Source organism: Rhizobium sp. Root1203, assembly GCF_001424945.1.
Lineage (GTDB): Bacteria > Pseudomonadota > Alphaproteobacteria > Rhizobiales > Rhizobiaceae > Rhizobium.
In genome coordinates, this window is record NZ_LMCW01000011.1 from 75,806 (window position 1) to 87,351 (window position 11,546).

Sequence of the window (11,546 nt, forward strand, 5' to 3'; positions counted from 1 at the left end):
TCCTGTTATGACCTCTCCGTTGAGATCATGATCGATGGTAGAGTGCGGGGCTGGCTCATCTCCAATATCAATTCGGCGACATTGATAGTGGTGTCCTATCGATCTCCGATCAGTCGGAAAGGAGCTTCAACGATTGGGGTGCGATGCCGAAACTGGCGGCCTCACCCAGAGCGGGCAGTGACCCAAATTGTGCTGAATGAACGAGAACCGTCATAACCGCGTGAGGGCCGAACTCCACGTGAGCTTCCAGCGAGGCGCCGAGATTGATGATCCGTCGGAGGGTGCCTGACAGCACATTCAATCCTTCGAGCGCCGGAGATGTCCCTGGCAACAGCACAATATCTTCCGGTCTCACGACACAGTAGCGAGCATTGTCGCCGTCGCATTCCTGTGCCGCGCGCAAAGTGATACCACTTCCCGCAAGCACGATGTCCGTGCCTGCCCTGGATTTCGCCGCATTCGCGATCGGCAAGATGTTCGACCTGCCGATGAAATCTGCGACGAAGGTGGAAGCGGGGTCTTGGTAGATGGCACTCGGATCGCCCTGTTGGGCTATGGCGCCCTTGCACATTACCACGATCCGATCGGACATTGCCATAGCTTCCTCCTGATCATGAGTCACATAGACGAAGGTCATGCCGAGCTCCTGCTGGAGGTCTTTCAGTTCGGCCCGCATTACCTCACGCAGTTTGAGATCCAGGTTTGACAGCGGCTCGTCGAGCAACAAAACGGACGGTCTGGGTGCCAAAGCGCGGGCGAGCGCGACGCGCTGCTGCTGGCCACCGGACAGTGATTTGGGATAACGCTCTGCGAGCGCCTCGAGATGAACACTTTGAAGGGCCGCCCGCACGATCGGCGCAATATCGGCTTTCGGCATCGCTTTCATCTTGAGACCAAAGGCGACATTCTCCGCGACCGTCATATGCGGAAACAGGGCGTAGTTCTGAAACACGAGACCAATGTTTCGCCGTTCTGGCGGTATGTTGACCTGGCTGCGCCCACGGATACGAATATCTCCGGCAGATGGCTCGCTAAAGCCGGCCATCATATTGAGTGTTGTGGTTTTTCCGCATCCGGAAGGCCCGAGAATGCTAACGAATTCACCTTTGGGGATCTGCAAGTCGATGTCCTTGACGACGCAGACAGCGCCGAAGGATTTGCTGACGGAAAGAAGTTCCACGTCGAAGTTGCTCATTTGCTGCCACCATGCAGTTGGGCGGAAAAACCACCTAGTTTCTCAAATGTGAAAATCACGATCAGGATGAACACCATCGAGGCGACGTTGACTGCCGCCATCACTGGATCCAGGCTGTACTCAAGATAATTGATGACGGTGATCGGCAGAGTGGTATCGCCCGGCCTTACGAGGAAGACCGAAAGCGGAATATTGTTGAAGGATATGATGAACGCGAACGTCATTCCCGACAGAAGACCTGGCTTGACGGCGGGCAGCAGAATGAACCGGGCACACTGCCACCGACTGGCTCCGAGGATCTGACCCGCGCGGTAGAGATTCCCGTCAAAATTCGCAATCGAGGTCGCAACCATGCGGACAACGAAAGGGAGTGCCAGAACAGAGTGAGCAGCAATCAGTGCCGGTGTGCCCAGCACCGATTGCAGGCCGATCGTCGACAGGAAGAGCACGATTGCGACCCCCTTAACGATCTGGGGAACTGACAGCGGAGACAGGATTGCAGCCATGAGTGCGTCGCTGCCTGCTATTTTTTCGTGCGCAACAAAATAGGCTGCGAGCATGCCGAGGACACCGCTGATCGCAGAGACCACAGTGGCGATCTTCACACTCAACCAGAATGGCTGAAGCCATCGCTGCACAGCAACCTCTCCATACCACCTGGCAGTCCATTCCCATGGTCGGAACGTGATCTCCGCCGTCGGGCTGAGGGATGCGGCGACGACCACGAGAAGCGGTAGGGTTATGAACGATAATACCGCGGCCAGGGCGACCCAGAACAGGACTGAGCTAAACCGGTTCATGCACGACCTCCCGGGTGACTGGTACGCTTGGCGCGTTGGGATGCTTCGAAGCGAACGCCCACGTAGGAGATCGCAAGCATCAGAATAAGGAGCGCGTTTGCCATCACCGCGGCGAAGGGCCAATCGATATAGAAGAGGACCTGTTCTGAAATCATCGTGGCGAGGACCTTGAAACCGGCCCCGCCCAGCAAGGCCGGTGTGGCGTAGGCGCTCGCCGCCATGGTGAAGGATAGTAGGAAAGAACTCACCAGACCCGGCACCGAGAGCGGCAGAAGGATATGCCTGACCACAGCAAGCCGCGACGCACCGAGTATCTGTGCAGCGCGCTCGAGATTGTCGTCGATCCCCTGAATGCTTGTCGTCAGCGACAGGATGGCGAAAGGCAGCACAACATGGGTCAAGCCCACAACGACCGCGAACAGGTTTTTCGACAACGGCAGCGGTGACGAAATCAGACCAACGTGGATGAGAGTGTCATTGATGAACCCCCGATCCTCAAGAATGATGAGCCATCCATAGGTCCGAAGAACGACGCCGGCAAGCTCCGGGGCAAGTGCCAGGGCAAAGACCACTGAGCGCCACCTGCTCGTCGAGCGGGCGAGATAGTAAGCCACCGGATAGGCAAGCATTGTTGCGGAAACCGCGACCATGCCGGACATGAGGGCGGTTCGCCAAAACCCCCGCAATGACAGCCCGTCCGTCAGAAAACGCGTGTAATTTTGCAACCCAACGTTCGTCGTTGCCGTGTCATGGAAACTCATTGCGACCATCATGCCCATCGGCAGCGCAAAGAAGATGATAAGCAGGCCCATCGCTGGCGAAAGCCCAAGAATTGCGATGGTATTTGCGCGACGAGGTGCCGCGGAATGGGGAAGATCCAAGGCGAGTGTGCTCATGTTCTCCCCTCAGTTCGCATGCGCGACGACGTCACGCTCCCACTGGTCGGCCCATTTTGACAGGCGCTCAGTGACGACCGAAAGATCAGGGAGCATCAAGGACGCAAGATCGGCTTCCGATGTTATCTGACGAGCTCTGATGTCTTGAGGAACGTCAATATCGGTGCGGGCGCTTCCGACCTTATAGCCTCGCACCCAGGCTTCCTGGCTTGTGCGCTCCAGAAAGAAATCGATGAACTTGGCCGCCGCTTCCTTATGCTCCGTGCCAATCGGGATATTCAGGGTCGCGACAAGTGGGATCGTACCATCTTTCGGCCTCACATAGTCGACTGGAAGTCCACTATCGACAAGCAGCTGCGCCCGGCCGTTCCAGAACGGCATTGCCCAGACCGTCCCATCCTTAATGTAACTTTCGAGGATTGCTGAGCTCTGCTCGAAGCCTATCGATTGCTTGGCCACTTCAGATAGCGCCTTGAACCCTGGATCGAGATTGTCGACGAGATCGCCGCCATTCATGACCGAGAACACCTCGACGAGATAAAGCGCCATGATGTTCTGGAAGGTCGGCAGCACGATTTTCCCTTTGAGTTCGGGGGACGCCAGCGCCGACCAGGAAACCGGTGGCGTCGGGAGCTTGTCCTTTCGATAAAGAAGCGACATGTACTGAACCTCATGCACGGCTCCGCATGGGCCCGCGGCGGCTGAAATCCTTGGTGAAAGATGCTTGAGGTTTGGAATGGTCGCGGAATCCAGCTTCGCTAGTACCCCGTCCCGACATCCCTGGAGGGATTGCGATGCTGTCATCACAACAACGTCGAAGCCGGGATACCCCTTCGTCGCCTTGATCTTCGCGTAGTCCTGGGACGCAGACCCGACGGCATCGTAGACGACGCTGATGCCCGTCGCGGCCTCGAATGGCTCAATGATAGCCTTGCGGATGATCGCTTCGTAAGGTCCGCCATAACTATTGACGACAAGCGTCTCGGCCCGCACTTGACCGGCAAAAGCGGCGAAGACGAAAGCTGATGACAGTACACAAATGTGGCGCGTTTTTCCCATGGTGTTTATCTCGCTGTTGGCGTTGTTCCCACTGGAATGGTTCCTCGGATGTTGAAGAAAGATCCAATATCCGATCTTAAGGATTCATGCCCGGGACCTATCAATCAGCGCTTCAACCACAATCACCACATGGTTGATCGGGCGCCAACGCCCACGCGCACGAGGAACAGTGCGACGAGCTGAACTATTCGGATCCGTTATTAATGCCCTCGAAATCGCATTGGTAACCAGCCTCCCTTCCTAACAAACATTTGCCTGTCGCTTGGGGAACACACCGATCGGAACAGGTGCTGCCGACAGACCTCGTTCGCCTGGGGGTAGGAGGACGACGCGTAAATAGGCATCCCATTTTCGGTCGGGCGACCCCGGATTTTCACAAAAACAGGCAGGAGTTGCCGGCTTCCGGCCACGAGAACTCATGCCCAACAGAAACAATTGGATAACAAAAATGAAATCAGCATTATTGATTTTGGGGATCAGCTCGGCACTGGGAACGGCAGGTGGCGCGAGTGCCGCCGAGGCGACTTTGGCCGCTGAACCGGAGGCAGTAGAGTATGTTCGGACTTGTGACGCGTTTGGCGCGGGATATTTCCACATCCCTGGCACAGAAACGTGCCTTTCGGTTGGCGGATATGTACGCACCGAAGTCCGCTTCGGTCGAAACCGGTCTGGTCGATCGGACTATTCATTTTGGTCGCGGGCGCAAACGACATTTAGCGCAAAGAGCGATACCGAATTCGGCGCATTGACCGGTGTCATCACGTTGAGGGCCAACGCCGAGAACGCCACCACGAATACGACGATTCTCCAGGAGGGATTTGTCGACATCGCCGGATTACGTGCTGGTATGCAGTATTCCTTTTGGGATGATAGCCCTTCCGGCGACACGGACGTCGTTTCTTCCAACAGCACAATTCACAACTCCCTCCGCTACGTTTACGCCGGCTCAAGTTTCAGCGCCGGGATATCGCTTGATGAACTCGAGGAGCGCTACGACACCAAACCCGGTGAGGGGCCGAATAACATGGGGATCGCAGCTCAATTGTTCGCGGATACCGGCAAGGTCAGTGGGTATCTCCTGGCCGGCTACGATACTGATACCAGGGAGGCGGCCGTCCGGGCGTTCCTGTATGCGGATGTCGGCCCCGGTGAGCTCGGCGTCTATGGCGTCTGGGCGAGCGGCGCTAACTACTACTATGAAGAATCCGAATGGACCGTCGGCGCCCAGTATGCGCTTAAGTTGAACGAGAAGATTTCCATCACACCGGGCTATCAGTTTTTTAGCAAAACCGCACTCGACAGCTCCGGAGAATTCGACGGTCCGAATGCCTGGAAAGCCGGCGTGACGGCGGATTTCAAGATCGTAAAGAACATGGCCGCGAAGCTGTCGGTGCAGTACTACGATGTCGATAACGCGGATGGACAGTTGCTTGGCTTCCTACGCCTACAGCGCACGTTCTAAAAACAAACCGGCCCGAGTTGCATCGCGGGCCGGCTGCTACATCGCGCTAGGAGGTTATCAAGTTATCGGGATATATATGCGATGAGATTGCGTTGATCCGAGCGCGACTGGTTCGCTGCGGTGGGGAGCATACAGAAAGTTCGTCAATCAGTTCGAAATAATCTTGTGTTTATACTGACAACGACCTCCTACGGTCACGAATGATTTGCTTCCCACAAGGATTTACCCGATGGCTGATGAGAAGAACCTGATCCCTGCAGTCGAGACGACATCTGTCGAAGAGACTTCGAAAACAAAAGACAAGAGGACACGCGCACCGCGGAAGCCTAAGGCCGTGGTGGAACCGGTTGCCGTGAGCGCGCCGGTAAAAAAGACACGCGGCCGGGGAAAGAAAACCGCAGCGTCCAATACGCCAGCAACTTCTGTCGCGGTTACGCCGGCCGCCAAGTCATCTGCTAGCGCGAAGAAGCCTGCCGCTCCGAATGTTCAGCCTGCCAAGCGGGCGCAGCAGAAAGTCGGGGTCGCCCCGGCTGAAACGGACGGTTTCGCAGAACTTCTGAAGCTCGAGGAGGAGAACCAGAAACTGCGCAAGACACTATCCGAGAAGCTCCGCGGCGAAAACGCCGACCTCCGCAAGAAGCTTGGATTGATTTGAAGATCAGACCCACCGACGGCTGTCTTAGGGACGATTGATGGCGAAAGACTGGGCTCGCATTGCAAGCCCAGTCTTCAGCAAAGGTCTAAGAAACCGAGTGGGGAAACGAGGATGAAATCACGGTGTCAGTTGATCCAGAGGTTTGCCTTTCGGCGCTCCGGGCTGACGGAAGACGCCAGCTGTCCCCAGCTTCGCCGTCGCGTCCCAGAGCATCGGGCTCAGCGGCAACTACCGCGGTTTCACGCGAGTTTCATCAACAACCAATGCGGTCCATAGGCGGGGTGCTGGAACAGATCCCGGTCTCACGGCATAATCAAGGATATCCTCGAAAGAAAAGCGATGCCCATGACGCCTCACAGCGGCTGTTGGAACTGGCATTTAATTAAGGCATTCGTAATATGATCGCACACAGAAAAAACGTGTGCATCACCGTCACTCGTTCTCCTGCGAGGGCTTCCTTTGTCGAGCGCCGGAACACTGTTCTGTGGGGTAGCAGATTACTCCGCGGCGTGCCGGAGCTGGTATCCTTCGAGCGGTTCAACGAGCGCGATGATCTCGAAGTCTGCGATCATGTAGTGTTGTTCCGAACCCACGACGGCCAATGTCCAGAAGTCAGGATCTTCGCCGAAGATTGTACAAACCTGCACAATCGTTATTCGGCCGTCAGCATGCTTGTTCGATCGCGCCCAATAGAACTCGTCTGGAACCAAACTCTTCATAACGCTACTCCCTACGCTACGAGGCCACGATATCAGAAAATGGAAATATGACTATAGCTCGTATTTGGGCGTCCACAGCGCAAGCGATCCAGGCAACGCAGCTGTTTCGTCAACATGTGACATCGCTCGTGAAGGATATGGAGGCGCCAATGCGAAGCGGACTTACTTTGGTTCCGAATGATTGAATCGATCAGCGGACGAGCATTGCGGGGGAGTATCGGTCTAGCCGTGAAGTTGGAGCCTAATCAGGTCAAACCTGTCAAATTGGGATCCGCCTGTACCATCGTTGCCAACTCCAAGCCTCGTTTGTATTTCACGTGATCTGATCCCACGGTGTTGGCTTGCTGCAGGTTGTCCTGGAGATCGGCGATCTTCACAGGGCAGGCGAGTTTGTTCGCGACTGCCCGGATTACGAACTGATCATCGGTTTCGTCCTTGCGATGGGTGAGGGCGTCAACAGCATCAACGACGTCGTTGCTAAACCCCAGTTTCCGAAGACGGTCGAAATCCCAGCCGTCGCATTTCTCAACGATATCGTGAAGGAACGCGACGGTCTTCTCCTTGATGCCCTGGACGCGATCAGCCACTCGCTCACAATGGCTGATGTAAGACTGACCTGTCTTGTCCGTCTGCCCCTGATGCGCTTCGGCCGCGACCTGTCGGGCGGTCTCGAGTTCCGGAGCGTCAGCTGAAGTCTCGCCATGCTTTGCCATCGATTTTCTCCTCCGCTACGAAAACGTGGCGCGTGCCTTCGCGGTTCCACAGGGATATCTCGGCACGGACCAGCCCAAGCGCCGCCCAGCGTTCACGTCTATCAGATGACGGTTTGCAGGCCGAGTTCCACCACGCGCCCGGTCGGAAGGCCAAAATAGTCGGTCGCATTGCCTGCGTTCTGGGCGAGCACGATGAACAGTCGATCCTGCCAGAACGGCATCCCGCCTTTCTTGGACGGGAGGATTGTCCGGCGCGACAGGAAGAACGACGTTGACATGATATCGAACTTCAAGCCGAGGCCGCGGACAAGTACCAAGGCGCGTGGAATGTTAGGCGTCTCCATATACCCGAAGGTGATTACCAGTCGGCTGAAAAGGGGGCTGAAGCTTTCGAGGAAGATCTTGTCTGTATCAGGCACGAACGGTTCCGTAGCGGTAACAACGCTCAAGATCACGTTGTGCTCGTGAAGAACCTTGTAGTGCTTGAGGCTGTGCAGCAGTGCTGTGGGGGCACCTTCGACGTCGCTCGTAAGGAAGACGGCTGTTCCGGGCACAGTCGTGGGCGGCTTCCTGGTCAGCCTTTGAATGATACCTTCGAGAGGAACCTCGTCTGCGCGCGTTCGAGCGGCGAGCAGTCGTCTTCCTGCCATCCATGTCTGCATGATCAGGCCCATGGTGCACGCAACGGTAACCGGAACCCAGCCGCCCTGGGCAAACTTGGCGATATTCGCTATGAAGAACCCGGCGTCGATCAGGAGGAGCGGAACGATGACCGCCGCAGTACTCAGCGCCGTCCATTTCCAGATATGCCTCATGACGACGAACAGGAGGACGCTGGTGATCAGCATTTCTCCGGTGACAGCGATACCGTATGCGGCAGACAGTGCGCTAGAACTCCTGAAATATAAAACAAGCGCAACGACAAATACGAAAAGGAACGCGTTCACTTGCGGCATGAAAATCTGCCCGGAGTGCGTCTCAGACGTGTGTAATATCTGCAGTCGCGGCAGCAGGTTGAGGTGCATTGCCTGACGAACAAGGGAATATGCCCCCGAGATGACCGCTTGGCTCGCGATCACCGTCGCCGCGGTTGCCAGACATACGATCGGCACCCGCGCCCAATCAGGATGCATGCCGAAGAAGGGATGTTCGGTCATGTCGGGGTTCGCGAGAACGAACGCACCCTGTCCGAAGTAGTTGAGAAGGAGGCATGGGAAGACGAGTGAAAACCACGCGATTACAATCGGCCGCCTGCCAAAGTGGCCCAGGTCGACGTAGAGCGCTTCGGCCCCTGTGACCGCAAGGAAGACTGCCCCAAGTACGGCGATAGCGTGCCCGACATTCTGCGAAGCGTAAAAAACGCCATGGAGCGGGTTGATTGCGTTGAAAATTTCGAGGTCATCTAGGATATGTATGGCGCCGCTTATCCCTAAAACGAGAAACCACACCGCCATGACGGGGCCGAAGACCGTGGCGACGCCGCCCGTGCCAAAACGCTGAACGAAGAAAAGCACGGCAATGATGGTGACAGTGATCGGCACGATCCATGCCGACAGGCCCGGCGCAACGACCTGAATCCCTTCGACGGCAGACAAGACCGAGATCGCAGGGGTTATGATGGCGTCGCCGAGAAACAGCGAGGCGCCGGCGACGCCCAAAACAAGGATCCACGCAGGCTTTTCGGCGAATCGTTGCCGAGCAAGCGTCATCAGGGAGAGCGTTCCGCCTTCGCCCCGATTGTCTGCCCGAAGAACGAACATCACATACTTGACGGTGACGACGATTGTCAGTGCCCATATGATCAGCGAGAGAATGCCGAGCACGTTGTCCCGGTGCGATCCCGATCCCGCTGTAGCATGTAGAGCTTCTCGAAACGCGTAGAGCGGGCTGGTGCCGATATCACCGTATACCACACCAAGTGCCGCCATCACCAACGAGGGAAGACCACCGCGCGATTCAGTCGCCAGTTCAGGATCGTTGGAGCGAAGTTGCGGATAGGTCACCGGGTAATCCTGATGGAAGCGACGTTGTTTTCAATGTCGTAGGTGATGATATCGCTTAACGCTTGGATGTGCGATTGGTTCTATCGGTGGACCCACAGCATTTGAAATGTGTGAACGAAATTTGACGGAGTCGTAGGGTGTAGGCCGTGAGTCGCGCTCAGCGTTCACGTTTGATCGCGAAGGCGCCTACCGGAACTTCCTGGTTGTGGGCTCAATGGGCACTCATTGCGTAGGCGGGTAATACTGCATCCTGTCGCAGATAAAGGAGTTCGAGAACTTGCTGACGCTCGTTGACGAATAGGGTGGTTGCGGTGCGCGGCAAGCTTCCATACGGTTGGCGCGGCAGCGGGTTCGCGGACGGCAGAGGTATGCATTGCGAGGGATCTTCGATACGAAGCGGGATTCCGGGTACGACGACGAGGTCGCTTTCCGCTACCATTTCCCGAAGCAGTACCGAGCGGTTGCCGAAACCCTTGTCGGGGGCCGGATTATCTATCGCGAGCCCAAGCGAAACCGCGGTCGCCAGGCGTATGTCGCGACGGCGAGGGTGGTCGGTGTCAGTGACGACGTATCAAGGCCGGGCTTTGCCTATGCCGTTGTGACCGACTACCGAGAACTCGATGAACCCGTTCCTTTCGCGCATGATGGTCGATACTGGGAAAGCGCTCTTCGCTTGATACCTGACCCGACCCGCGTGGGCGCCTACCTTCAAGGGAAATCGATCCGCACCATACCCGATGCCGACTTTGCAGCCATCATCCGCGCGGGGCTGTCGGAGACGCTTTCCGCCGCCAATGCCATCAGACTCGAGCTCGATCCGAGACATGTCGACGGCTCTACGCAGGAATTGCTCGATCTCCCCCTCGTTGAGCAGGAACGTCGTATTGAGCAGCTCCTGATGAACCGCAAAATTCGGGAGGCTAGTTTCCGGCGAAAGGTGTGTGATGCCTACGACAGCCGTTGTGCAATCACCGGATTACGGATCGTCAACGGCGGAGGCAAGTCCGAGGCGCAAGCCGCCCACATCTGGTCCGTTGCCAGCGGTGGCCCGGATGTGGTGCAGAACGGGATCGCACTGTCCGCCACGGTTCACTGGCTGTTCGACAGGCATTTGATCTCGCTGACCGATGACTATCGGATCCTCGTTTCGCATAACAAGGTCCCGTCGGAACTGCGGACGCTGTTTGCCAAGCAGATGGACCGGATCCATTTGCCGAAGGATGAAAGATTGTGGCCGCATCCGGCGTATGTTGCCAGGCATCGTGAAAGATTCAGTTCCGTGTGATGCAGGAGCGATAGGCTGCTATTCGACGTGGCGCACGGTGAGAACAGCAAAAAAATTCGCAATAGTGTCGTGTCAGCCTCTTCCAGTTCGTCCTATGGCGCAGAAGGAGGATCGCTATGACCGACAATTACGTTCACCATCCCGAAGAAGAAGCCATCGTTGCAATGTTGATGATGCGTGCGACCGCCATAGGCGAGAAGAATGCCAAGGATGCATTATCGTTTGACGCTGACGATTCCGTGGAGTTCTCGCTCGCGCCTCCGCTGGTCAATCACGGCAAAGACGAGGCCGGATTGCAAGATTGGTTCAACACTTGGGATGGCCCCATAGGGGGAGGTGTCGAGGACGCCAAACTTACGATCGACGGAGACGTGGGATTTTGGAGTGGTCTCGTACACATGACCGGAACGAAGACGGATGGAACTGAGGTCGACCTCTGGTTTCGTCAGACACTTGGTCTCGTCAAGAAAGATGGTCGATGGCTGGTGGCTCATCAACATGCGTCCGTTCCGTTCGCGATGGACGGAAGCGGGCGAGCGCTTCTCGATCTGAAGCCTTAATCGAACCGCGATATTTTCAACGCATCGAGCGTCGGGATGCGGCCCCAAACAGCGCATCCCAGCTCGAAAAATCCTCAGAACACGACGTTGGCTGCGACGAAGTTCACCTTGTTCGTGTCCTTACCGCGCATCCGCAGCGAGATCAGCGGCGCACGTCTGCTCGAAGGGCCCCATTTGCCATTTTGCTGTAATCGCTCTG

11 protein-coding genes are annotated in these 11,546 nt (G+C 56.5%); 4 read left to right on the forward strand and 7 right to left on the reverse strand.

Annotation, left to right across the window (positions count from 1 at the left end; all coding sequences use genetic code 11):
• Nucleotides 1-109 precede the first annotated feature (109 nt).
• From ASC97_RS10315 to ASC97_RS10330, 4 genes are read right to left on the reverse strand one after another with little or no spacing between them, the layout of a single operon-like run.
• On the reverse strand, nucleotides 110-1,195 hold the full coding sequence (locus tag ASC97_RS10315) for an ABC transporter ATP-binding protein (protein WP_057468262.1): 1,086 nt from the start codon (nucleotides 1,193-1,195) through the stop codon (nucleotides 110-112).
• Nucleotides 1,192-1,995: an ABC transporter permease gene (locus ASC97_RS10320; protein WP_057468263.1), complete on the reverse strand. Its 804-nt coding sequence runs from the start codon at nucleotides 1,993-1,995 to the stop codon at nucleotides 1,192-1,194. Before ASC97_RS10320 ends, ASC97_RS10315 begins: the two co-directional genes overlap by 4 nt.
• Nucleotides 1,992-2,891 (reverse strand): ABC transporter permease, encoded by a 900-nt coding sequence (locus ASC97_RS10325; protein WP_057468264.1) that lies wholly within the window; start codon nucleotides 2,889-2,891, stop codon nucleotides 1,992-1,994. The genes ASC97_RS10320 and ASC97_RS10325 overlap by 4 nt, the downstream gene beginning before the upstream one ends.
• 9 nt (nucleotides 2,892-2,900) lie before the next feature.
• A complete protein-coding gene (locus tag ASC97_RS10330; RefSeq protein ID WP_057468265.1) occupies nucleotides 2,901-3,950 on the reverse strand; it encodes an ABC transporter substrate-binding protein in 1,050 nt (349 codons plus the stop codon).
• A 448-nt stretch (nucleotides 3,951-4,398) separates the two neighbouring features.
• Here ASC97_RS10330 and ASC97_RS10335 point away from each other — a divergent pair, with 448 nt between their 5' ends.
• Both ASC97_RS10335 and ASC97_RS10340 read left to right on the forward strand, forming a co-directional pair.
• Nucleotides 4,399-5,412, forward strand: coding sequence for a porin (locus ASC97_RS10335; RefSeq protein ID WP_057468266.1), 1,014 nt, complete (start codon nucleotides 4,399-4,401; stop codon nucleotides 5,410-5,412).
• Nucleotides 5,413-5,641: 229 nt separating this feature from the next.
• Nucleotides 5,642-6,067: a hypothetical protein gene (locus ASC97_RS10340; RefSeq protein WP_057468267.1), complete on the forward strand. Its 426-nt coding sequence runs from the start codon at nucleotides 5,642-5,644 to the stop codon at nucleotides 6,065-6,067.
• A 497-nt stretch (nucleotides 6,068-6,564) separates the two neighbouring features.
• Here the strand turns inward: ASC97_RS10340 and ASC97_RS10345 are convergent, their stop codons facing one another.
• The 3 genes from ASC97_RS10345 to ASC97_RS10355 form a co-directional block, all read right to left on the reverse strand.
• Nucleotides 6,565-6,786 carry a hypothetical protein gene (locus ASC97_RS10345; protein ID WP_057468268.1) on the reverse strand — a complete coding sequence of 74 codons (222 nt, stop codon included), beginning with the start codon at nucleotides 6,784-6,786 and terminating at the stop codon, nucleotides 6,565-6,567.
• 245 nt (nucleotides 6,787-7,031) lie between these two features.
• Complete coding sequence (locus ASC97_RS32885; RefSeq protein ID WP_082529957.1) at nucleotides 7,032-7,499, reverse strand: HD domain-containing protein; 468 nt, start codon at nucleotides 7,497-7,499, stop codon at nucleotides 7,032-7,034.
• Nucleotides 7,500-7,600: 101 nt separating this feature from the next.
• Nucleotides 7,601-9,502 (reverse strand): potassium transporter Kup, encoded by a 1,902-nt coding sequence (locus ASC97_RS10355; protein WP_057468270.1) that lies wholly within the window; start codon nucleotides 9,500-9,502, stop codon nucleotides 7,601-7,603.
• A gap of 373 nt (nucleotides 9,503-9,875) precedes the next feature.
• On the opposite strand from ASC97_RS10355, the gene ASC97_RS10360 reads away from it, so the two are divergent.
• Together ASC97_RS10360 and ASC97_RS10365 are read left to right on the forward strand one after the other, a co-directional pair.
• A complete protein-coding gene (locus ASC97_RS10360) occupies nucleotides 9,876-10,787 on the forward strand; it encodes an HNH endonuclease (protein WP_057468271.1) in 912 nt (303 codons plus the stop codon).
• Between the two features lie 116 nt (nucleotides 10,788-10,903).
• Nucleotides 10,904-11,347 (forward strand): YybH family protein, encoded by a 444-nt coding sequence (locus ASC97_RS10365; protein WP_057468272.1) that lies wholly within the window; start codon nucleotides 10,904-10,906, stop codon nucleotides 11,345-11,347.
• The last annotated feature ends 199 nt before the right edge of the window (nucleotides 11,348-11,546 follow it).